This window comes from Enterobacter sp. BIDMC 29, assembly GCF_019378755.1.
Taxonomy (GTDB): Bacteria; Pseudomonadota; Gammaproteobacteria; order Enterobacterales; family Enterobacteriaceae; genus Enterobacter; species Enterobacter ludwigii.
The window spans coordinates 2,526,653-2,547,948 of the sequence record NZ_CP080000.1; the positions used below are offsets into that span (position 1 = coordinate 2,526,653).

The window sequence follows — 21,296 nt, forward strand, 5'->3', positions numbered from 1 at the left end:
CATTCCTGCAGGGGACACCATGCTCTCATCGGCGCGCCGATACACCGGCACAAGGCGAGTGGTTCCGGTAAGATTATCAAATACCTGTTTTTCCGCAGTGATAATTCTCATTCCGGCCTTTCTCAGACGCGACACCTCAGCAGCAATCCGCTGGATCCCAAACCAGAACAGCGCATCAAGCGCGGTTACCTCCAGACCACTTAACAGAGCACGCTTCAGACGTTCCGTGGGGGGCTTAATTTCTTTGGCTATCTGCAGAAAAGGTTCCGCGGTCAATTGTGTCGCTTCCGTTCGCCGTATACGTGTGGACAGATGATATTGAAAAACGTCAGGTACACCGCTCAAATCGGACTTCACGCTCCAGACACAGCCAAACCGCTTCCCGTTAAAAATGACATTCTTCTGGCTGAGCTGCAGTTCATCACGCAACCCGGCAATTAACTGAGGTGTCCGCACGAGCAGCAGGCGGAAAGGCAGCTCAAAGCTGGTAACGTAATCGACATTGATCAGGGCAATACGCAGACGCGCCTCGGCCCCGGCCTGGATCGCCTTGCACTCGCTTAAAACGTCGGCCCACTGACGGGTAAGACGCGGAGGTTCATTCGCCTCGGTAAATCTGTATTTTTCAATCTGATAATCGATTTGCTCTGTCACCCGCTTTTCCCTGTCAGTCACGTTTTAGCCGCTAAAGAGAATTTAGCAGCACAGGTTATTATGCTCCAGAGGTGATGTGCAGTGATTGAACCCTCATTTATACGGGTTATGTTATTCCGTATTACAATTCCACTGCTTTGCTCCACAGGCCCTCTTCTCTTTAGGCAACCACCATGAAACAAATCACGCTCTCCGATTTGAAGCAACAAAGTGAAGCGGCGGCTAACGCCCCGCGTTTACGCGCACATCGTAACTTTCATCCTGAACTGAGCGACCCGGTTCAGCGGCTGGCCATCGCGATGGAACCAGGCACCTATGTTCGCCCTCATCGTCATCCGCATACCTTTGAGCTATTACTTCCCCTTCGCGGGCGTTTTGTCGTGCTGAATTTTGACGACCAGGGCGTCGTCACCCGTCGCGTCGTATTAGGTGAAGCGTGTATGGCGCTGGAGATGGAGGCGGGAACCTGGCATGCCGTGCTGTCACTGGATCATGGCGGCGTTATTTTTGAAGTTAAACACGGTGGCTATCAACCGGTGGCTGATGAGGATTTCGTTACCTGGGCCCCCGCCGAGGGAGAGCCCGATACAGCCGCGCTGATGGCATGGTATAAACAGGTACAGCCTGGCGATGCGGCCTGGAAAGCATAACGACTGCTTTCAAAATATCCAAACAGATGCCGTCGCGCATCTGTTCTGGTTTATAAAAACAGAAAAATCAAAGACCTTTCGAATTGCCGCTTTTTTAATCAAGCACGAGTAATAGCACATACCGTATAAAGGGTGCTACATTATACCGCCCACCCAACGTCAGCAATGGCCAGGCAACGCCGTAAAGATCGGTAAAGCCTGCAACCATGACCTTGTACTACGGTCTAACAGGTACGTGGTTACGCAATGCGTGACTTTCACCGACTTTATATAGGTTCCCATTATTTTGTCACAATCCAAATTCAAACGCGCGTTTCTGCACCCGCGTTACTGGTTCACATGGTTTGGTCTTGGCGTGCTCTGGTTACTGGTTCAGCTTCCTTATCCCGTAATCCGCATTCTGGGCTCCAGGCTTGGCAGCGCATCGCGCCACTTCCTTAAACGTCGTGAGTCTATTGCGCGTAAAAATCTCGAACTTTGCTTTCCACAGTACAATGCGGAACAGCGCGAAAAACTGATTGCTGAAAACTTTAAATCTATCGGCATGGCTCTGCTTGAAACCGGTATGGCATGGTTCTGGTCTGATGAACGTGTTCGTAAATGGTTTGATGTGGAAGGCCTGGATAACCTGAAACGTGCCCAGTTGCAAAACCGCGGCGTGATGGTGGTCGGCGTTCACTTTATGTCTCTGGAACTGGGGGGTCGCGTCATGGGGCTTTGCCAGCCGATGATGGCAACCTACCGTCCGCACAACAGCGCCGTGATGGAATGGGTGCAGACACGTGGTCGTATGCGCTCGAATAAGGCGATGATAAGCCGTAACAACCTGCGCGGCATGGTTGGCGCACTGAAAAAAGGTGAGGCCGTCTGGTTCGCACCGGACCAGGATTATGGCCGTAAAGGCAGTAGCTTCGCTCCGTTCTTTGCGGTGAAAGATGTCGCCACGACCAATGGTACCTTTGTGATTTCACGTCTTTCCGGTGCCTCCATGTTGACCGTCACGATGGTCAGAAAAGCGGATAAATCAGGCTATCGCCTGCATATCTCCCCTGAGATGGCTAACTATCCGGAAAACGAAGGCGAAGCCGCTACGTTCATCAATAAAGTTATCGAAATGGAAATCATGCGTGCGCCTGAGCAATATCTCTGGATGCATCGCCGTTTCAAAACACGCCCTCTTGGCGAAGCCTCGCTGTATATCTAAATTCCAGAAGGTTAGTTTCGTTAAGAAACTAACCTTTTCAATGACCTGTAATCACGCTGTGTACTGTCTTTCTTTGCGTCGCTCAAAGTGAATTTATTGCGTTCTGAAATCAAACTGTCGCCGTTCCACGACACTCGTAAGTGACGGAAATTATTTAAAAAAATCCCTCTTGTCACCCCCCATTTTTAGGCGTACATTAGCGCCGTCTGGCAACAGGAAAGCACAGAATTCTGAGCGGGAGTCGGCGGTATTACGGGAAAAATCTTATTTCCGCTATAAGCCAACTTCAGCTCTCTATAATCAGGTGGACTCTGTTTTTAAATGCGTACCACAAGATACGCGGAGCGATGAAACGTGAAATATTTCTTTATGGGCATTTCGGTGATTGTTTTAGTCTGGGCCGGAACGTTTGCCCTGATGATCTAGTGAAGAACATGCAGTCAAAAAAACAGGAGCCGATGGCTCCTGTTTTTTTATGTCATGATGACGCGTGAGGTTCGGTGACGCTTTTCGATGAGAGAAGTCCGTCGGCGCGGAACATACTCTTGATGCCCCTCACCGCCTGGCGGATGCGGTCACTGTTTTCAATCAGAGCGAATCGCACATGGGTGTCGCCATAATCACCAAAGCCAATGCCCGGCGAGACACATACCTTCGCGTCCTGCAGCAGCTTTTTGGCAAACTCCAGCGATCCCATTGCCGCATACGGCTCCGGAATTTTAGCCCAGACGTACATGGACGCTTTCGGCATGTCCACCATCCAGCCCGCTTCATGCAACCCTTTGACCAGCACATCACGGCGACGCTTATACTGCGCAGCAATCTCATGCACACACTGCTGATCGCCTTCAAGTGCTGCAATAGCCGCGACCTGAAGCGGGGTAAAGGTACCGTAGTCGTGATAACTCTTGATGCGCGCCAGGGCATTCACCAGCGTCTTGTTGCCCACCATAAAGCCGATGCGCCAGCCAGCCATGTTGTAGCTTTTCGACAGCGTAAAGAACTCAACCGCCACATCGCGTGCGCCAGGAACTTGCATAATCGAAGGGGCTTTCCAGCCGTCATAGACAATATCGGCATAGGCTAAATCATGCACCACCAGCACGTCGTAACGTTTGGCCAGGGCGACCACTTTTTCAAAGAAATCGAGCTCTACGCACTGCGCCGTCGGGTTCGACGGAAAACCGAGGATCATCATCTTAGGTTTCGGATAGCTTTCGCGAATCGCACGTTCCAGTTCGTTAAAGAAATCGACCCCTTCCACCAGTGGTACGGAGCGAACCTGCGCTCCGGCAATCACTGCGCCATAGATGTGAATCGGGTAGCTCGGATTGGGTACCAGTACGGTATCACCATGATCCAGAGTCGCCAGCATCAGGTGCGCCAGACCCTCTTTTGAGCCGATGGTGACAATCGCCTCGCTTTCAGGGTCGATATCGACCTGGTAGCGATCCTGATACCAGCGAGAAATTGCACGACGTAATCGAGGAATACCGCGAGAGGTAGAGTAGCCGTGCGTATCCGGACGCTGAGCAACCGTACATAATTTCTCAACAATATGCGGCGGTGTTGGGCCGTCAGGGTTACCCATGCTGAAATCAATAATATCTTCGCCGCGCCGACGCGCAGCCATTTTCAGTTCAGCAGTGATGTTGAATACATAAGGGGGGAGACGATCGATACGCGTAAAACGGCGTTCAGGACTGAATTCAGCCATAGATTCCTCAGATTAACGTTAGCGCCCGGACCGTCCGAGCGACGCTGCCACCGATGTGGCATGTTTAGAAAATAACCTGAAAAAAATCATGCTGTCGAGAGGGAAATGAAAAAAAAGAGTGCGCGCTAAAATCGGAACCCTGCTGCATTGAAAAGCGGAAGCGTCCGAAGTGACAGCCTCTTTCTGATATCTGTTGTGTAACACGATGATATCAAAACCGTTACCTGCTCAGGCGTTATCACAAAAAAATCGGGCGACTTCAGCCCTCTCCTGATAATCCCCTTTGCAAAACAGGGTTTTTCCCCATTTGATAAACCTGACGGATAGCTGGTCAATACGCGCCAGGTTTTTTATCATGGTCCTTTCCCGTTTTCCCTGGTCTACTCGTGCACGAAATATTCAATATGCTGCTGGCGGTTTTTGACCGTGCGGCATTAATGCTGATTTGCCTGTTTTTCCTCATCCGCATTCGCCTGTTCCGCGAGCTTTTGCACAAGTCTGCGCACTCGCCAAAAGAGCTGCTGGCCGTCACCGCGATCTTCTCGCTGTTCGCGTTGTTCAGCACCTGGTCCGGCGTGCCGGTCGAGGGATCGCTGGTTAACGTGCGTATCATTGCCGTCATGTCCGGCGGGATTTTGTTTGGCCCGTGGGTCGGCGTCATCACCGGACTGATTGCCGGTACGCACCGTTACCTGATTGATATCGGTGGCGTGACGGCAATTCCCTGTTTTATTACCAGTATTATTGCCGGGGTACTGTCAGGATGGATTAACCGCAAGATCCCGAAAAAGCAGCGCTGGCGCGCCGGGATCATCGCCGGCATGGTGTGCGAAACGCTGACCATGATCCTGGTGGTGGTGTGGGCCCCCACTATCGCACTGGGGCTGGATATCGTTTCGAAAATCGGTATTCCCATGATCCTCGGCAGCGTCTGCATCGGTTTTATCGTGCTGCTGGTACAAAGCGTTGAGGGAGAAAAAGAGGCCAGTGCCGCGCGTCAGGCCAAGCTTGCGCTGGATATCGCCAACAAAACGCTGCCACTCTTCCGCCATGTGAACGCGGAGTCGTTACGTCAGGTCTGCGATATAATCCGCCGCGATATTCATGCCGATGCGGTCGCCATTACCAATAACGACCACGTACTGGCTTACGTCGGCGTCGGGGAACACAATTACCGCGATAATGACGATACCATTAGCCCCACCACCCGACAGGCGATCAACTACGGTAAAATCATCATTAAGAACAATGATGAAGCTCACCGAACGCCGGAAATCCACTCCATGCTGGTGATTCCGCTGTGGGAAAAAGGCGTGGTAACGGGCACACTAAAAATCTACTACTGCCACGCGCACCAGATCACCTCCACGCTTCAGGAGATGGCCATCGGCCTGTCGCAAATTATCTCTACCCAGCTGGAAGTTTCCCGTGCAGAACAGCTGCGCGAGATGGCAAATAAGGCAGAACTGCGCGCGCTTCAGAGCAAAATCAATCCTCATTTTCTGTTTAACGCGCTGAACGCCATCTCGTCCTCCATCCGGATGAATCCGGACACCGCGCGTCAGCTTATATTCAATCTGTCGCGCTACCTGCGCTACAACATTGAACTGAACGATGATGAGCAGATCGACATCAAAAAAGAGCTGTATCAGATCAAGGACTATATCGCGATTGAGCAGGCCCGTTTTGGTGACAAGCTCACGGTGATTTACGATATCGATGAAGAGGTCAACTGTGTGATCCCAAGCCTGCTGATCCAGCCGCTGGTGGAAAACGCGATTGTTCACGGCATTCAGCCGTGTAAAGGTAAAGGCGTGGTCACCATCAGCGTAACCGAAAGCGGTAACCGCGTGCGCATTGCCGTGCGCGATACCGGCCACGGTATTGATCCAAAAGTCATTGAGCGCGTGGAGTCTAACGAAATGCCGGGCAATAAAATTGGACTGCTGAACGTGCACCATCGGGTCAAGCTGTTGTTCGGCGACGGACTGCACATTCACCGTCTCGAACCCGGCACCGAAATTGCTTTTTACGTCCCGAATGAACGCTCCCCCGTTCATGCGGCGACATCACTGTTGCCATAGGCCGGAGTAATCAATGAAAGTCATCATCGTGGAAGATGAAATTCTGGCTCAACAGGAGCTGAGCTGGCTTATCAAAACGCACAGCCAGATGGAGATTGTGGGTACCTTTGAGGATGGTCTGGACGTGCTCAAGTTCTTGCAGCATAACCGGGTCGACGCCATTTTTCTGGATATCAACATTCCATCGCTGGACGGTGTATTACTGGCGCAAAATATTAATCAGTTTGCTCATAAGCCGTTTATTGTTTTCGTTACCGCCTGGAAAGAGCACGCCGTAGAAGCCTTCGAACTGGAAGCGTTTGACTATATTCTGAAGCCTTACCAGGAATCGCGTATTGTCAGCATGCTGCAAAAGCTGGAAGCCGCATGGCAACAACAGGCCACGCCTGCTAACGCAAGCCCGGCGATACGTGAAAACGACACCATAAACCTGGTCAAGGATGAACGCATCATCGTGACGCCTATCGACGATATCTACTATGCCGAAGCGCACGAGAAGATGACGTTTGTCTATACACGGCGTGAATCGTACGTGATGGCAATGAACATCACCGAGTTTTGCAACAAACTGCCGGCGGCGCACTTTTTCCGCTGTCACCGTTCGTTTTGCGTCAATCTAAACAAGATCCGCGAGATCGAACCGTGGTTTAACAACACCTATATTTTGCGTCTGAAGGATCTTGATTTTCAGGTCCCGGTGAGTCGCAGCAAGGTGAAAGAGTTCCGCCAGCTGATGCATCTGTAAAAATCCCCTCTCCCGCAGGAGAGGGATAGTCGTCAGAGGATTTGACCCAGTACCTGACGCAGGTGCGCGCCCGAGCCAAGCAGGCCTGGATTATCGTGCACAATCAGGTACACAGGGATGTCCTGCACATAGCTTCTGAAGCGACCTTTGTCTTCAAACGCACCGCGGAAGCCTGAGGCTGTAAAGAAGTCGAGGAAACGCGGTACGATCCCGCCCGCGATATAGACTCCCCCGAAGGTGCCCAGCGTCAGCGCCAGGTTGCCGCCAAACCGTCCCATGATCACACAGAACAGCGACAGCGCACGGCGACAGTCGATGCAGCTGTCCGCCAGCGCGCGCTCGGTCACATCTTTTGGCTGCAGATTCTCCGGCAGACGGCCGTCTGATTTTACAATCGCCCGGTACAGATTCACCAGACCCGGACCGGAAAGCACGCGCTCGGCGGAGACATGGCCGATTTCAGCGCGCAGCTCTTCGAGGATAATGCCCTCTTCTTCGCTGTTGGGCGCAAAGTCCACGTGACCGCCCTCACCCGGCAGGCTTACCCAGCGCTGGTCGACGTGGACCAGATGTGAAACGCCAAGACCGGTACCGGCACCGTAGACCGCAATCGGCTTACCTTCTACTGGCGCTGTACCGCCAAATTGAATCAGATGCTCTGGCTTCAGCATCGGGATCGCCATGGACACGGCAGTAAAGTCATTGATGATTTCAAGATGCGCAAAACCAAGGTTTTTTTTCATCTCAGCGATGGAAAATGCCCAGACATGGTTGGTCATCGCCACCCAGTCACCGGTAATCGGGCAGGCAATGGCGATACATCCGTCTTCGATGCTCACCTGTTGCTCTTCAAGATAGACCCGAACAACGGCCTCAAGACTTGGATAATCCAGCCCTGAATAGGTTTTCGCCCGGGAAATTTCACCGCTATTTACATCGCATAGGGCAAGGCGAGCATTCGTGCCGCCCACATCGCCTACCAAAGCATACTTTGTCATTCTTCTACTGCTCCGCTAAAGTCAGAATAAATCTTTGGGACACTGTAAGTTCAAGGCGTGATAACAACAACGACCGGAAGGTGAATGCCCGTGGATTATCGATCTTCGTCACAGAATAACTTTACCGTTTCAGCACCTTTTGCACTATTGCCATAAAGCTGATTGTGCAAAGTAACGTAATAGCGTTTTGTACAAGGAAATCATCATGCTCCATCCGCGAGCCAGAACCATGCTCTTACTGGCAATACCGGCGCTGATCATTGGCGTTGCCTCAAGTCTGGTGCTCATTGTCGTGATGAAAGTCGCGTCGGTGTTGCAGGCGATGTTATGGACGGCGCTTCCTGCACAACTGGGCGTCAGCGTGGATTCGCCGGGATGGATCATGTTGATGCTGACGCTCACCGGCGTTGCGGTGGGTCTGGTGATCCGCTTTAGCCCCGGGCACGCCGGGCCGGATCCGGCGCTTGAACCACTGATCGGTGCGCCCGTTCCCCCCTCGGCGCTGCCGGGGCTGATTATCGCGTTGATCCTGGGTCTGGCGGGCGGTGTCAGCCTTGGTCCTGAACACCCCATCATGGCGGTAAACATTGGTATGGCGGTCTTTCTCGGTTCGCGCATTTTACCCCGTGTCGGTGCGCTGGACTGGACCATCCTCGCCTCTGCAGGCACCATCGGGGCGCTTTTCGGCACGCCCGTTGCCGCCGCCCTTATTTTTTCTCAGACACTTACCAGCAATAACGACGTCCCGCTCTGGGATAAACTCTTTGCGCCGCTGATGGCCGCTGCGGCTGGTGCGCTCACGACCAGTCTGTTTTTCCATCCTCATTTCTCACTCTCTCTGCCCCACTACGGCCAGATGCATATTGCCGATATTTTCAGCGGTGCCATCGTCGTCGCGATCGCCATTGCACTCGGGATGATTGCGGTATGGTGCCTTCCGCGCCTGCACCGTCTGATGCACCGGCTGAAGCACCCGGTGCTGATTCTGGGGGCGGGTGGTCTGATGCTGGGCGTATTAGGGGCTATCGGCGGAACGGTAACGCTGTTTAAAGGCCTTGATGAAATGCAGCAGTTGGCTTTCAGCCAGGTGTTCAGCGTGTCTGATTACCTGCTGTTTGCGCTGGTTAAACTGGCGGCGCTGGTGGTAGCTGCAGCATGTGGGTTCCGCGGTGGGCGTATCTTCCCGGCGGTGTTTATCGGCGTGGCGTTGGGGCTGATGCTGCATGAACATGTGGATGCGGTGCCGGCAGCGATAACGGTCTCTTGCTCAATTCTGGGGCTGGTGCTGGTGGTGACGCGCGATGCGTGGCTGAGCCTGTTTATGGCGGCGGTAGTGGTGCCGGATTCAACGCTCTTCCCCCTGCTCTGTATCGTGATGTTGCCCGCCTGGCTCCTGCTGGCGGGCAAACCGATGATGATGGCCTGGCGAAACGACAAGTAATCAGGCGTTATTACGCGCTTCCAGAGCCTTGGTAAGCGCCCCGAGCAGCGGCGGGATATCCGCTTTCGGGAGCATCACCTCAATCAACGAGAGCCGCTCGTGGTGCGCCACTTTTTCAAGTACGTCCGCCAGCTGTTCCGCTTCACTGACCCGCCAGCACTCAGACTGAGGATCGAGGCTCAACGCCTGCGGAATGTGCGTCCAGTTCCACAAAGCAATGTCGTTATACCGCTGCTCCGCCCCGTGGATAGCCCTCTCAACCGTGTAACCTTCGTTGTTGAGCACCAGAATAATGGGGTGCTGTTTATCACGCAGCATCGAGCCTAGTTCCTGAATGGTGAGCTGGGCCGCGCCATCCCCCGTCAGCACAATCACGCGCCGGTTCGGGCATGCGGTTTGTGCACCAAACGCCGCCGCCAGCGTGTAACCAATCGAGCCCCACAGCGGCTGGACGATAAAGTTAACATCAGCCGGTAAACGCAAATCAATCGCGCCGAAGGCCGATGTTCCCTGGTCGGCAAGGATAATGTCCCCCGGGCGAATAAAGGTTTGCAACGTTCTCCAGAAATTCTCCTGGGTAAGCGAACCGTCCGGCTGCGGGAACGGTATTGCGCCGGATGATGACGACATAAGGCCAGCATGCACGTGCTGTTTGCAGAGTTCGACCAGCGTCTCAATCGCCTGGTTCATTGGGATGCCGGTAAACCAGACATCCCCGACGCGTGCGGCATGCGGCTGGACTTCAATGGTTTGCGCCGGGGTAAGCTGGTGCGTGAACCCGGCCGTCAGGGTATCGGTAAAACGCGTGCCAACACACAATACCGTGTCAGCCCCTTCAATCGCCTCTTTTACCGCACCGGTGCTGGCTGAACCACTGTATGTACCGTAAAAACCCGCCTGACGCTCGTCGAATATCCCTTTCCCCATCAGCATGGTGGCATGGGCCATCGGTACCTCTTTCACCCACTTCTGTAGCGCATGCTTCAGGCCATGGCGCAGAACAAGGAAGTCAGCCAGCAGCGCGGTACGTTTGCTCATCGCCAGTTTGTTCTCAGCAGCATCCCGGAACGCTTTCAGGCAGGCGCTATCGGCATGAGCCTGCTTATGAGTGAGAGCGTTTACAGGCGGCGTGGCGGCTTTTTTTGCCACATCGGCGGGTAACATCAGATAACCGGGGCGACGTTCCCGAAGCATGGTTGTCAGCACACGGTCGATTTCATAACAGGCATTTTGTTCGGTAAGGACCGCCTGTGCGACGGTGATCGGCTCGCTCATATGATAAAAGTGACGGAACTCCCCATCCCCCAACGTATGATGCAGCAACTCTCCCCTTTGCTGTGCCGCCGTACCCGGCGCCCCCACAATATGTAAAACCGGGACATGCTCGGCATAGCTGCCGGCAATGCCGTTCATGGCACTTAACTCCCCAACGCCGAATGTGGTCAGCAGCGCGGCAAAGCCCTTACATCGGGCGTATCCGTCAGCGGCATAGGATGCGTTCAGCTCATTGGCACAGCCCACCCAACAAATATCCGGGCTGTCTATTACGTGGTCGAGAAACTGCAGGTTATAGTCGCCCGGCACGCCAAACAGATGATCGGCACCACAATCTGTAAGACGGTCCAGCAGGTAATCGGCGACGCAGTATGGGGTTCGCATAACAGGTGTCCTTCTGACGTTGACCTCACTTTGAGTATTAAAGAAGCGTGATGGCTGTCCAGAATTGGTCGTAAGAAGGGCATGGAAAGAATGCTTTACAAAAAAGGCTGCGCTATGCTCTTTTTTTCACGTTAATGTAAACGTATACACTGATTTTTCCTTTCAGCACCAGAGGGCATCAGAATGAGTTACCAGCCGGACAAAAATCGTTATCAGACAATGCAGTATCGCCGCTGCGGGCAAAGCGGACTCAGGTTGCCCGCCATCTCACTCGGGTTGTGGCACAATTTTGGCGACGCCACGCTTGTCGAAAACAGCCGTCAACTTTTACAACGCGCGTTCGATCTGGGTATTACGCATTTCGACCTTGCCAATAATTACGGTCCTCCTCCCGGCTCAGCCGAACGTAACTTCGGTCGCATTTTGCAGGAAGATTTCCTGCCATGGCGCGACGAGCTGATCATCTCGACCAAAGCGGGTTATACCATGTGGGATGGCCCCTACGGCGACTGGGGGTCACGCAAATATCTGGTTGCCAGCCTGGATCAAAGCCTGAAGCGTATGGGGCTGGAATATGTGGATATCTTTTATCATCACCGTCCTGACCCACAAACGCCACTGCTGGAAACCATGAAAGCGCTTGACCATGTGGTGCGCCAGGGAAAAGCCCTTTACGTCGGGTTATCAAATTACCCTGCAGAACAGGCTCGCAAGGCTATCGATATCCTGAATGACCTTGGGACGCCGTGTCTGATCCACCAGCCGAAATATTCGATGTTTGAACGTGCGCCAGAGGAAGGCCTGCTGGACGTGCTGCAGGAAAAAGGCGTCGGCTGCATTCCCTTCTCGCCGCTGGCGGGGGGACAGCTGACTAACCGCTACCTGAACGGTATTCCTGCAGACTCGCGTGCGGCAAGCGGCAGTAAGTTCCTTAATCCCGATCAGATCACCGAAGAGAAGCTGGAGAAGGTTCGTCAACTGAACGCGCTGGCGGAAAACCGCGGCCAGAAACTGTCACAGATGGCGCTGGCGTGGATTTTACGCCACGAGTCGGTAACGTCAGTGCTGATTGGGGCCAGTAAAACTGCCCAGATTGACGATGCCGTGGCAATGCTGGAAAACCGCCATTTCTCGGCGGAAGAACTGGCAATCATTGATGGGATCCTGAACAGCTCAAAATAAAATCACTTTTAGCAAAAAGTGCTCTCATTCATGAATTAGGAGTTGAGGCGATGAAACGAGCCTTTACCAACTCGTAATATTGCGTTAACAGGCCCTACAAAGGCCCCGATCGTGAAGGAGAAAGTGTATGTTCAGGTCACTGATTCTTGCAGCGGTATTACTGGCTTCGGCCCCGCTGATCGCCACTGCGGGCGAAATCACCCTGTTGCCATCAGTTAAATTACAAATTGGCGATCGTGACGACTACGGCAGATACTGGGACGGTGGCTACTGGCGCGACCGTGATTACTGGAACCGTCACTATGAGTGGCGCGGCGACCGCTGGCGCAGACATGATAATGGCCTGCATCGCGGCTGGTACAAAAACAACGCCTATGAGCGTGGTTACCGTGAAGGCTGGAACGATCGTGACGACCGCCGCGGTGGCTGGGGTCACGGTGGCAGAGGACACGGTGGTCACGGCCATCATCACTAATACGTCATCACTAATGCATCATCAGTAATGCAAAAAGGAGCCTCACGGCTCCTTTTTCTTTCGTTCAACGCGACGCTATAACCCCAGTGCAGTGCCGACCAGGAGCCACAGGTTCAACGACACCACTACCGCCACAATGACCCAACCGGTTCGTTTCACCAGCGTGCTGTTCACCAGTTCGCCCATCAGGCTTTTGTCACTGGTAAAGATCAGCAGCGGCACCAGTGCAAGCGCGATACCAAAACTCAGCAGTACCTGGCTCATGACCAGAATTCTCGTGGGATCCAGCCCCATCAGAATCACAACAAAGGAGGGCAGCATGGTCACGGAGCGACGAACCCAAAGCGGAATGTGGAAACGGACAAAGCCCTGCATCACCACCTGCCCTGCCAGCGTCCCCACAACCGTTGACGAGAGACCGGCCGCCACCAGGCTCAGCCCGAATATCGTGGCAGCAGCATGGCTCAGTAACGGCTCCAGCGTAAGGTATGCCTGGTCGAGATCGGCAATACCGGTGTGACCGTTAAAATGGAAAGCGGCGGCAGCGGTCGCCATCATCGCCAGGTTCACAAAACCGGCAATGGTCATGGCGATCGCCACATCCCATTTCGTCGCAGAGTAACGCTCTTTGCGCGTCCCACCGTGCAGGTGCTGTGTCAGCGAGGAATGCAGGTAAATGACATGCGGCATGATGGTTGCGCCCAGCACACCGGCGGCCAGGAATACCGCTTCAGAGGTTGGCAGGCTCGGGATAATCATCCCTTTGCTGAGCTGTGCCAGATTCGGCTGAGAGAAAATCAGCTCGACGATATAGGCCGCCGCCACAAACAGCAGCAGCCCACCGATAACTTTTTCCAGCGGTTTTTGACCGCGACGCTGCAGCATCAGGATCAGGAAAGTGGCAATCCCGGTGAGCACCGCGCCCTGAAGCAGCGAGACGCCGAGGATCAGTTTAAAACCAATCGCGGCCCCGATGAATTCGGCGAGGTCGGTTGCCATGGCGATAATTTCCGCCTGAACCCAGTAAAGCCATACCGCCGGACGCGGATAGTGATCGCGAATTTGTTCAGCCAGGTTTTTGCCCGTGGCAATCCCCAGCTTCGCGGACAGCATCTGAATCAACATGGCCATCAGGTTAGCCCACACGACCACCCAGAGCAGCTTATAGCCGAAGCTGGCCCCGGCCTGAATATTGGTCGCAAAGTTACCTGGATCGATATAGCCGATGGCAGCAATGAACGCAGGTCCCATTAACGCGAACCGCAACTTGCGCGCTGCTCTGCCACTGCTACCCTCTACGCGACTGTTTGTCATTTCTGCCTCTGGAAATATAGCCTTTGCTATGTTTAATGCTATCAAAATGAGAATGATTATCAAGATCATTTAGTGAGTTTATAGTGATTTCTCTGATAGCTTTGAACAATAGACGGGCGGGTAAGGTGGGGCGATCTAACAAAACCTGCAATCGCGCACGCTTTTGTGAAGACTAGCACACAAACTTAACTTTTCACTCATTTACCTAACATAACAAAAATGTATTGTGGATCACTAATTTTGAGACTCGTCACAGGATGTAACTATAGTGTGTCCTTGATCTCGTTTTCTTTTCGCTTGTTACATAGAATGTGCACGAAAATTAAACCTGCCTCATATTTGGAGCAAATATGGACCGCGTCCTTCATTTTGTCCTGGCACTCGTTGTCGTTACTGCGCTTGCGTTACTGGTCAGCCATGACCGTAAAAAAATCCGCATCCGCTTTGTTGTTCAGCTTCTCGTTATTGAAGTTTTGCTCGCGTGGTTCTTCCTGAACTCCAACGTGGGGCTTGGCTTCGTAAAAGGCTTCTCCGAAATGTTCGAAAAACTGCTCGGATTCGCCAACGAAGGGACGAACTTTGTCTTCGGTAAAATGAACGACGAAGGTCTGGCGTTCTTCTTCCTGAAGGTACTGTGCCCTATCGTCTTCATCTCTGCGCTGATCGGTATTCTGCAACACATTCGTGTTCTGCCCGTCGTTATCCGCGCCATTGGTACCGTACTCTCTAAAGTTAACGGCATGGGTAAACTGGAATCGTTCAACGCCGTCAGCTCCCTGATCCTGGGTCAGTCTGAGAACTTCATCGCCTATAAAGACATCCTCGGTAAGATGTCCCGCAACCGCATGTACACCATGGCAGCCACCGCAATGTCTACCGTCTCCATGTCTATCGTGGGTGCGTATATGACGATGCTGGAACCTAAATACGTGGTTGCCGCGCTGGTCTTGAACATGTTCAGTACCTTTATCGTTCTCTCTCTGATCAACCCGTACCGTGTTGACGAAGGCGAAGAGAACCTGCAGATGGCAAATCTGCATGAAGGTCAGAGCTTCTTCGAAATGCTGGGTGAGTACATTCTTGCTGGTTTCAAAGTGGCGATTATCGTTGCGGCGATGCTGATCGGCTTTATTGCCCTGATTTCTGCTCTGAACGCCCTGTTCGCAGCGGTTCTGGGTATCTCCTTCCAGGGCATTCTGGGCTACATTTTCTACCCGGTTGCCTGGGTGATGGGTGTTCCTGCACATGAAGCGCTGCAGGTAGGCAGTATCATGGCGACTAAACTGGTCTCTAACGAATTCGTTGCGATGATGGATCTGCAGAAAATTGCCAGCACGCTCTCTCCACGCGCGGAAGGCATCCTGTCCGTGTTCCTGGTCTCCTTCGCTAACTTCTCTTCCATCGGTATTATCGCCGGTGCGATTAAAGGTCTGAATGAAGAACAGGGTAACGTGGTTTCTCGCTTCGGTCTGAAGCTGGTTTACGGTTCTACGCTGGTGAGCGTACTGTCTGCCTCTATTGCGGCACTGGTACTGTAACACCTGCAGCGAAATAAAAACCGGGAGCTCAGCTCCCGGTTTTTTTATGTCCGTAATTCATTAAGCGGTTTGGGTTTGCCAATCAGGTAACCCTGCAGATAGTCGACCCCGAAGTGAAGCAGCTTCTCCCGCTGTTCCGGCGTTTCAACATACTCGGCCACCACACTCAGTGATTTCGTCTTCGCCAGGTTGCAAATCGACTGCACGATCATCGCATCCATATCATCGGTACAGATATCTTTTACAAAGCACCCGTCAATTTTGATGATGTCCGCCTGCAGACGTCTGAGACGTTCGTAGTTGGCATATCCGGTGCCGAAATCATCAATCGCGATCCGGAAACCGCAATCCCGCAACTGCTGAATGTTTTTGATACTGCTGCCCGAATTAGAGAAAGCCTGCTCTTCGGTGATCTCAATCACCACCGCCTGTGGTGCAACCCCATAGCGTTCAAAGAGCGAGCAAATCTCGATGGCCACCTCTTTTTGCATCAACGTCAGGGGCATCAGATTGACAGAAAAACGCACTCCGGCATGCGTCGCTGGATGATCGCGCAGCCACACCAGTAATTTTTCCATCACGCACATGTCGAAGCGGTGGCTCAGGTTAAACTGGGCTATCAGGGGTATAAAGCGGTCTGGGGTGATGATCTCGCCCTCGCTTTCCATGCGCGTCAGTATTTCGTAATACCCGCTACCATCTGCCTTCTGGATTGGCTGAGCGTATAAATGAAACTGTCCTGCATCCAGAGCATGTTTGATGCGCGCTAACATCAAAACCCGCTCGGTTGTTTGTCCTGATGCCACCTCGAGGCTATTGGTGAGCGCCAGTACATTATGCGCTCCGCAAGATTGCTCAGCCAGCCAGCTGAGCTGCCCCAGCGTGTGGTGTAACTTCTCACCGTTCTCAACCATTCCCCAGGAAGCGCCAAATTCAATATCCAGCCCGGTGTTGTTCCAGACAATCTTACGGCTGTTCAGCTGATCGACCATATGCTGCAGGCGCTCAGCGGTTCCCGGCCCCAGCAATACCAGCACCAGTTCGCTGCCCGGGAGCTGGAAAAGCCGCTCATCTTTTTGCAAAAATGGCTGCAGCGAGGTGGTCACCATCCGTTTGCAATGCACCCGCATAAGAATGCCGTAGTGACGACTCAAGAACTCGAGGTTGTCCATTCGCAGACAGCACACTTTGGCATCAGGGTGGTCCTGCAGAAAATCTTCCAGTGCACGAATGTTCGGTAAACCGGTCAGCGGATCGGTTAGCGCCCTGTCCTGCCAGTCCTGCTTCAGCCACTCGCTGCGCTGATAAATCCGCGACATGTAGAGCAAGCAGATGGCGAAAGAGATAAGGACAGACAAAATAAAGGAGAGCGAATGGCCTGACTCCACGCCATTGAGGAAATTATAGTTATAGGTCAACAGCAGAAGTGCGGATGCCGCCCAGAAAAGAGAAATGAGCGCGTAGCTCAGGCGACTGATCCCTAACGTAAAGAGAATAAAAATCACTGGCATTAAATAGCCCGCAATAATAGGTGACTCAAAAGGAGCACATAAAATTGCGAGGATGACGATTAAAAGCATCAGCCAGACTAATATATATAGCGATTTCTTTTGAAAAAACACGGGTTTCACACTGCGTCGCCAGAAGGTGATGGCATAACGTGGATTAATTATCATTCTTAACGGGTAATAGAACATCATGGTAAATATCAACGCCGCGCAGATCAGACTTTGTATATCGACTACGTTATAAATTGCGGTACCTTCACCGAAGAAGGTTGAGATAGTAACCGGGAAATGGAACAAATAGCCTGCCAGGTACATCGACACTTTTATGCCTATCGGTACCATAAAGCCGAGCCAAAATATCCGTAACCCAATATGCTTGTTCGGCACGCAGTAGCGCCAGCGCTTGCCCAGTATGATCCTGAGGATGCCGCACCCCGCAAACACCGAGAACGTCTGACAGAACAATAAAACTGAATATTGTAGCGGTGCTAAATCAATGCTGAATATATTAGTGATAGTAAAACTTAACAGAACAGGAATAACCGCCCGACGCCCAAATACCAGAATAACCGCCAGCATTACGCTTAAAGGCAGCCATGCTAAATATACGTCATGACCATTAACAACAGCGCGCGGAGAGATATAACGGGAGAATGGCACCGCAACCAGGCAAAGTGCCAGGGCAGTTATAAATATCTTTACATTATTGTAAGTTTTTCTATTCATTAAGTTAGATAATCTATTTTCCATTCGTATCATTGACCGGATGGATAATAGGTTTATTAATTGCGCGAATCAAGTTGAAGTCTATTTATAGACCGCTTTATTGATTTTGATTGAGGTGAGGTACAAAAATACCTCTATTTCAGCAACAAATTAGGGTGAAGAGTTTTACAAAAGCATAAAAAAACCCCCGTCTTTCGACGAGGGTTCAAATTTTGGTGGAGCTAAGCGGGATCGAACCGCTGACCTCTTGCATGCCATGCAAGCGCTCTCCCAGCTGAGCTATAGCCCCACATGTTGACTTTACTGACCGCACTCTGTTGGGTTCAGAGTGTGGTGGAGCTAAGCGGGATCGAACCGCTGACCTCTTGCATGCCATGCAAGCGCTCTCCCAGCTGAGCTATAGCCCCATCGTAAAGCTGTCATGTTGACGGGCGGCATAATATGAATTCCGCTGCGGAGTGTCAACGGCAAAATCAATGACGGCGGTTCAATCGCCGAAAAATCATGCAAATGAATCACTTTGCGAGTCTGCTCGCAGCCATGAGTTAAGCCTGTCACATTTTCCTCTAAAACGGTGCTATAAAATGAGCCGTTAATTAACCCCACGAATATTCAGGAAATTGCATGATCAAGGAACGAATGACGCCAGAAGAGTTAGCCCTGCTCACTGGCTATAGCCGCCAGACCATCAATAAATGGGTACGCAAAGAGGGTTGGATTACATCGCCAAAACCAGGAGTCCAGGGCGGCAAAGCGCGTCTGGTGCACGTTAATGAAAAAGTGCGTGAGTTTATCCGCAGCGCGCGCCGGGCAAGTGAAACGTCTGAGATACCAGAAAGTGCCAGCCATGATGGCTCGCTTCACTCCCTGCTCCTGACGCTGGCAAATGAAATGACGCCGGAAGAGCAAAGGCAGATGACATCACTGTTACTGCGGGAAGGGATTACCGGATTGTTGCAACGTTTAGGGATACGCGATCAGAACTGATATGAAAAGATTCCGTAGCAAAATGACCACCGAAGAGCTGGCAGAAAATTTGGGTGTTGCACGGCAAACGGTGAACCGCTGGATACGCCAGCAGGGATGGAAAACCGAGGGCGTCAATGGGGTGAAAGGCGGACGTGCACGGCTGATTCACATTGATGCCCGCGTGAAGGAGCACATCATGAGCCTCCCTGCTGTCCGTAACCGTCAGGCGGTGTACCATCTGGCGGAGGTGACATCGTTGTACAGTGACCCCTCCTCTACTTTGCGTCCTGGGATCATCGAGACGCTGGAGAATATGACGCACCTTGAGCAGGAACGTCTGGATGCGTTACTGAAGCGTGAAGGGATACGCGGCTTTCTTGCACGTCTCGGCATTGCTGAATTTAATGCATAAAAAAACGGCAGGTTTCCCTGCCGTTTTTCATGGTTCAGGCGTTATTACTGCTGATTTTCGCGCTCAGTAATAAAATCCAGCGCCTTGTTAATGCGCGCTACGCTGCGTGATTTACCAATGGCATGAACGGTAACATCGAGTGCCGGAGACTGACCCACACCGGTGACTGCCACACGCAGTGGCATACCCACTTTGCCCATACCAACTTCCAGCTCATCTGCCGTCGCCTGAATGGCATGATGCACATTCTCGGCAGTCCAGTCAGTCATCGCCGCCAGTTTGTCACGCACCACTTCGAGTGGCTGACGCGCAACCGGACGCAGGTGCTTCTTCGCCGCGTCCGCGTCGAACTCGTCAAACTCTTCATAGAAGTAGCGGCAGCTTTCAGCGATCTCTTTCAGTGTTTTGCAACGCTCGCCGAGCAGTTTCACCAGTTCCGCCAGTTCAGGGCCAGTACGAGTATCAATATTTGCCTGCTCGATGTGCCACTGCAGGTATGTCGCCACATATTCCGGCTGCATGGTATTGATGTAGTGGTGGTTCAGCCAGAGCAGCTTATCAGTGTTAAACGCGCTCGCAGATTTGCTCACCGCGCCCAGAGAGAACAGATTGATCATCTCTTCACGGCTAAAGATCTCCTGATCGCCGCTGGACCAGCCCAGACGCACCAGATAGTTCAGAAGCGCTTCCGGCAGATAGCCGTCGTCGCGATACTGCATGACGCTGACTGCACCGTGGCGTTTAGACAGTTTTTTGCCGTCGTCGCCATTGATCATGGACACGTGCGCATAGACCGGAACAGGGGCGTTCAGCGCTTTCAGGATGTTGATTTGACGTGGGGTGTTGTTGATATGGTCTTCGCCACGGATAACATGCGTGATTTCCATATCCCAGTCGTCAACCACAACGCAGAAGTTATAGGTTGGGGAACCGTCGGTGCGGCGGATGATCAGATCGTCCAGCTCCTGGTTGCTGAATTCGATCGGGCCACGGATCTGGTCGTCAAAAATTACCGAGCCGTCCTGCGGGTTAGCAAAACGCACCACGCACGGTTCATCAGCTGCATGCTCGCTATGGTCATGGCGGCAGCGGCCGTCATAACGCGGTTTTTCACCCTTCGCCATCTGATCTTCACGCAGCGCATCAAGGCGTTCTTTGGAGCAATAGCATTTATACGCTGTACCCGCGACCAGCATCTCATCAATCACGGCGTTGTAGCGGTCAAAACGTTTGGTCTGGAAATACGGGCCTTCGTCCCACTCCAGATTCAGCCAGTTCATACCATCCATAATGGCTTCAATTGCTTCCGGCGTGGAGCGCTCAAGATCGGTGTCTTCAATACGCAGTACGAACTCACCTTTGTTGTGGCGTGCAAAAAGCCAGGAATAGAGAGCGGTACGTGCACCACCGACGTGCAGATAGCCTGTCGGGCTCGGCGCGAAGCGAGTTTTGATTTTCATGAAATGGCCTTACGTTATAAAGATGCCGGCAATCGGCAAATCCTGGGAAAAAAACAATGGGCAATATTCTATCACTGTGGGGGGATTCCTCAATGTTGATCCCTTTATCGTGAGGGAGTTTGCGATTTTTGTTTAGAAATCATGCGTCATCGCCCGTTTCGCGATCGTTTTGTTTAATTTTACGACGAACGAATAAAAACTTTAGAAAATGCGTTGACTCATTTTCAACTCTCCCTATAATGCGACTCCACACAGCGGGGGTGATTAGCTCAGTTGGTAGAGCATCTCCTTTACACGGAGGGGGTCGGCGGTTCGAGCCCGTCATCACCCACCATCTACTTAAGTAGACTCGCAGTGTAGATAAGTATTGAGATTGGGCGATTAGCTCAGTTGGTAGAGCATCTCCTTTACACGGAGGGGGTCGGCGGTTCGAGCCCGTCATCGCCCACCATCTACTTAAGTAGACTCGCAGTGTAGATAAGTATTGAGATTGGGCGATTAGCTCAGTTGGTAGAGCATCTCCTTTACACGGAGGGGGTCGGCGGTTCGAGCCCGTCATC

General features: G+C 52.4%; 18 protein-coding genes and 4 tRNA genes. 13 read left to right on the top strand and 9 right to left on the bottom strand.

Annotation, left to right across the window (positions count from 1 at the left end):
- On the bottom strand, positions 1 to 654 hold a 654-nt coding region (locus tag JTA15_RS11215; RefSeq protein WP_219372298.1), incomplete at its 3' end, for a helix-turn-helix domain-containing protein.
- 173 nt (positions 655 to 827) lie between these two features.
- Here JTA15_RS11215 and JTA15_RS11220 point away from each other — a divergent pair.
- From JTA15_RS11220 to ypdK, 3 genes are all read left to right on the top strand, one after another.
- The gene (locus tag JTA15_RS11220) at positions 828 to 1,304 is read left to right on the top strand and encodes a WbuC family cupin fold metalloprotein (protein ID WP_032678645.1); all 477 of its coding nucleotides are present in this window, start codon (positions 828 to 830) and stop codon (positions 1,302 to 1,304) included.
- 283 nt (positions 1,305 to 1,587) lie between these two features.
- Positions 1,588 to 2,508: a kdo(2)-lipid IV(A) palmitoleoyltransferase gene (gene lpxP / locus JTA15_RS11225; protein ID WP_025203512.1), complete on the top strand. Its 921-nt coding sequence runs from the start codon at positions 1,588 to 1,590 to the stop codon at positions 2,506 to 2,508.
- 354 nt (positions 2,509 to 2,862) lie between these two features.
- Positions 2,863 to 2,934: a membrane protein YpdK gene (gene ypdK, locus JTA15_RS11230; RefSeq protein ID WP_099458937.1), complete on the top strand. Its 72-nt coding sequence runs from the start codon at positions 2,863 to 2,865 to the stop codon at positions 2,932 to 2,934.
- 52 nt (positions 2,935 to 2,986) lie between these two features.
- Here the strand turns inward: ypdK and alaC are convergent, their stop codons facing one another.
- Positions 2,987 to 4,225 (bottom strand): alanine transaminase, encoded by a 1,239-nt coding sequence (alaC, locus tag JTA15_RS11235; protein WP_014171059.1) that lies wholly within the window; start codon positions 4,223 to 4,225, stop codon positions 2,987 to 2,989.
- A gap of 386 nt (positions 4,226 to 4,611) precedes the next feature.
- Here alaC and JTA15_RS11240 point away from each other — a divergent pair, with 386 nt between their 5' ends.
- Both JTA15_RS11240 and JTA15_RS11245 read left to right on the top strand, forming a co-directional pair.
- A complete protein-coding gene (locus JTA15_RS11240; protein WP_025203510.1) occupies positions 4,612 to 6,309 on the top strand; it encodes a sensor histidine kinase in 1,698 nt (565 codons plus the stop codon).
- 13 nt (positions 6,310 to 6,322) lie between these two features.
- On the top strand, positions 6,323 to 7,054 hold the full coding sequence (locus JTA15_RS11245) for a LytTR family DNA-binding domain-containing protein (RefSeq protein WP_025203509.1): 732 nt from the start codon (positions 6,323 to 6,325) through the stop codon (positions 7,052 to 7,054).
- Between the two features lie 32 nt (positions 7,055 to 7,086).
- Here the strand turns inward: JTA15_RS11245 and glk are convergent, their stop codons facing one another.
- Positions 7,087 to 8,052 (bottom strand): glucokinase, encoded by a 966-nt coding sequence (gene glk, locus JTA15_RS11250; protein ID WP_020883102.1) that lies wholly within the window; start codon positions 8,050 to 8,052, stop codon positions 7,087 to 7,089.
- A gap of 205 nt (positions 8,053 to 8,257) precedes the next feature.
- On the opposite strand from glk, the gene JTA15_RS11255 reads away from it, so the two are divergent.
- On the top strand, positions 8,258 to 9,493 hold the full coding sequence (locus JTA15_RS11255; protein ID WP_020883101.1) for an ion channel protein: 1,236 nt from the start codon (positions 8,258 to 8,260) through the stop codon (positions 9,491 to 9,493).
- On the opposite strand, the gene ipdC is transcribed toward JTA15_RS11255, so the two are convergent.
- Positions 9,494 to 11,152, bottom strand: coding sequence for an indolepyruvate decarboxylase (gene ipdC / locus JTA15_RS11260; RefSeq protein WP_040018082.1), 1,659 nt, complete (start codon positions 11,150 to 11,152; stop codon positions 9,494 to 9,496). It lies immediately after the preceding gene.
- Between the two features lie 183 nt (positions 11,153 to 11,335).
- On the opposite strand from ipdC, the gene mgrA reads away from it, so the two are divergent.
- Together mgrA and JTA15_RS11270 are read left to right on the top strand one after the other, a co-directional pair.
- Complete coding sequence (gene mgrA, locus JTA15_RS11265; protein WP_014171066.1) at positions 11,336 to 12,334, top strand: L-glyceraldehyde 3-phosphate reductase; 999 nt, start codon at positions 11,336 to 11,338, stop codon at positions 12,332 to 12,334.
- A 127-nt stretch (positions 12,335 to 12,461) separates the two neighbouring features.
- Positions 12,462 to 12,809, top strand: coding sequence for a DUF2502 domain-containing protein (locus tag JTA15_RS11270; RefSeq protein ID WP_014171067.1), 348 nt, complete (start codon positions 12,462 to 12,464; stop codon positions 12,807 to 12,809).
- A gap of 75 nt (positions 12,810 to 12,884) precedes the next feature.
- Here JTA15_RS11270 and JTA15_RS11275 read toward each other — a convergent pair whose 3' ends face one another.
- The gene (locus JTA15_RS11275) at positions 12,885 to 14,123 is read right to left on the bottom strand and encodes an Nramp family divalent metal transporter (RefSeq protein WP_020883097.1); all 1,239 of its coding nucleotides are present in this window, start codon (positions 14,121 to 14,123) and stop codon (positions 12,885 to 12,887) included.
- A 350-nt stretch (positions 14,124 to 14,473) separates the two neighbouring features.
- Between JTA15_RS11275 and JTA15_RS11280 the strand changes: the two genes are divergently transcribed.
- A complete protein-coding gene (locus JTA15_RS11280) occupies positions 14,474 to 15,661 on the top strand; it encodes a NupC/NupG family nucleoside CNT transporter (protein ID WP_014171069.1) in 1,188 nt (395 codons plus the stop codon).
- Between the two features lie 44 nt (positions 15,662 to 15,705).
- Here JTA15_RS11280 and JTA15_RS11285 read toward each other — a convergent pair whose 3' ends face one another.
- The 3 genes from JTA15_RS11285 to JTA15_RS11295 form a co-directional block, all read right to left on the bottom strand.
- The gene (locus JTA15_RS11285; protein WP_025203504.1) at positions 15,706 to 17,895 is read right to left on the bottom strand and encodes an EAL domain-containing protein; all 2,190 of its coding nucleotides are present in this window, start codon (positions 17,893 to 17,895) and stop codon (positions 15,706 to 15,708) included.
- Positions 17,896 to 18,108: 213 nt separating this feature from the next.
- Positions 18,109 to 18,184: transfer RNA gene (locus JTA15_RS11290), tRNA-Ala, on the bottom strand.
- Positions 18,185 to 18,226: 42 nt separating this feature from the next.
- Positions 18,227 to 18,302 (bottom strand) — tRNA-Ala (locus JTA15_RS11295).
- A 217-nt stretch (positions 18,303 to 18,519) separates the two neighbouring features.
- Between JTA15_RS11295 and JTA15_RS11300 the strand changes: the two genes are divergently transcribed.
- Both JTA15_RS11300 and JTA15_RS11305 read left to right on the top strand, forming a co-directional pair.
- On the top strand, positions 18,520 to 18,882 hold the full coding sequence (locus JTA15_RS11300) for a YfeC-like transcriptional regulator (RefSeq protein WP_014171072.1): 363 nt from the start codon (positions 18,520 to 18,522) through the stop codon (positions 18,880 to 18,882).
- A gap of 1 nt (position 18,883) precedes the next feature.
- Positions 18,884 to 19,276 (top strand): YfeC-like transcriptional regulator, encoded by a 393-nt coding sequence (locus JTA15_RS11305; RefSeq protein WP_014171073.1) that lies wholly within the window; start codon positions 18,884 to 18,886, stop codon positions 19,274 to 19,276.
- Between the two features lie 44 nt (positions 19,277 to 19,320).
- On the opposite strand, the gene gltX is transcribed toward JTA15_RS11305, so the two are convergent.
- The gene (gene gltX, locus JTA15_RS11310) at positions 19,321 to 20,736 is read right to left on the bottom strand and encodes a glutamate--tRNA ligase (RefSeq protein ID WP_078774675.1); all 1,416 of its coding nucleotides are present in this window, start codon (positions 20,734 to 20,736) and stop codon (positions 19,321 to 19,323) included.
- 258 nt (positions 20,737 to 20,994) lie between these two features.
- Here gltX and JTA15_RS11315 point away from each other — a divergent pair.
- Both JTA15_RS11315 and JTA15_RS11320 read left to right on the top strand, forming a co-directional pair.
- Positions 20,995 to 21,070: transfer RNA gene (locus JTA15_RS11315), tRNA-Val, on the top strand.
- A gap of 41 nt (positions 21,071 to 21,111) precedes the next feature.
- A tRNA-Val gene (locus JTA15_RS11320) sits at positions 21,112 to 21,187 on the top strand.
- Positions 21,188 to 21,296 lie beyond the last annotated feature (109 nt).

Bases quoted from the DNA above. Each gene is read 5' to 3' on its own strand.
- JTA15_RS11285 (WP_025203504.1), bottom strand. From the start codon at position 17,895: ATGAATAGAAAAACTTACAATAATGTAAAGATATTTATAACTGCCCTG.
- alaC (WP_014171059.1), bottom strand. From the start codon at position 4,225: ATGGCTGAATTCAGTCCTGAACGCCGTTTTACGCGTATCGATCGTCTC.
- JTA15_RS11275 (WP_020883097.1), bottom strand. From the start codon at position 14,123: ATGACAAACAGTCGCGTAGAGGGTAGCAGTGGCAGAGCAGCGCGCAAG.
- JTA15_RS11300 (WP_014171072.1), top strand. From the start codon at position 18,520: ATGATCAAGGAACGAATGACGCCAGAAGAGTTAGCCCTGCTCACTGGC.
- JTA15_RS11280 (WP_014171069.1), top strand. From the start codon at position 14,474: ATGGACCGCGTCCTTCATTTTGTCCTGGCACTCGTTGTCGTTACTGCG.
- JTA15_RS11245 (WP_025203509.1), top strand. From the start codon at position 6,323: ATGAAAGTCATCATCGTGGAAGATGAAATTCTGGCTCAACAGGAGCTG.
- gltX (WP_078774675.1), bottom strand. From the start codon at position 20,736: ATGAAAATCAAAACTCGCTTCGCGCCGAGCCCGACAGGCTATCTGCAC.
- JTA15_RS11220 (WP_032678645.1), top strand. From the start codon at position 828: ATGAAACAAATCACGCTCTCCGATTTGAAGCAACAAAGTGAAGCGGCG.
- glk (WP_020883102.1), bottom strand. From the start codon at position 8,052: ATGACAAAGTATGCTTTGGTAGGCGATGTGGGCGGCACGAATGCTCGC.
- JTA15_RS11270 (WP_014171067.1), top strand. From the start codon at position 12,462: ATGTTCAGGTCACTGATTCTTGCAGCGGTATTACTGGCTTCGGCCCCG.
- JTA15_RS11255 (WP_020883101.1), top strand. From the start codon at position 8,258: ATGCTCCATCCGCGAGCCAGAACCATGCTCTTACTGGCAATACCGGCG.
- JTA15_RS11305 (WP_014171073.1), top strand. From the start codon at position 18,884: ATGAAAAGATTCCGTAGCAAAATGACCACCGAAGAGCTGGCAGAAAAT.
- mgrA (WP_014171066.1), top strand. From the start codon at position 11,336: ATGAGTTACCAGCCGGACAAAAATCGTTATCAGACAATGCAGTATCGC.
- ipdC (WP_040018082.1), bottom strand. From the start codon at position 11,152: ATGCGAACCCCATACTGCGTCGCCGATTACCTGCTGGACCGTCTTACA.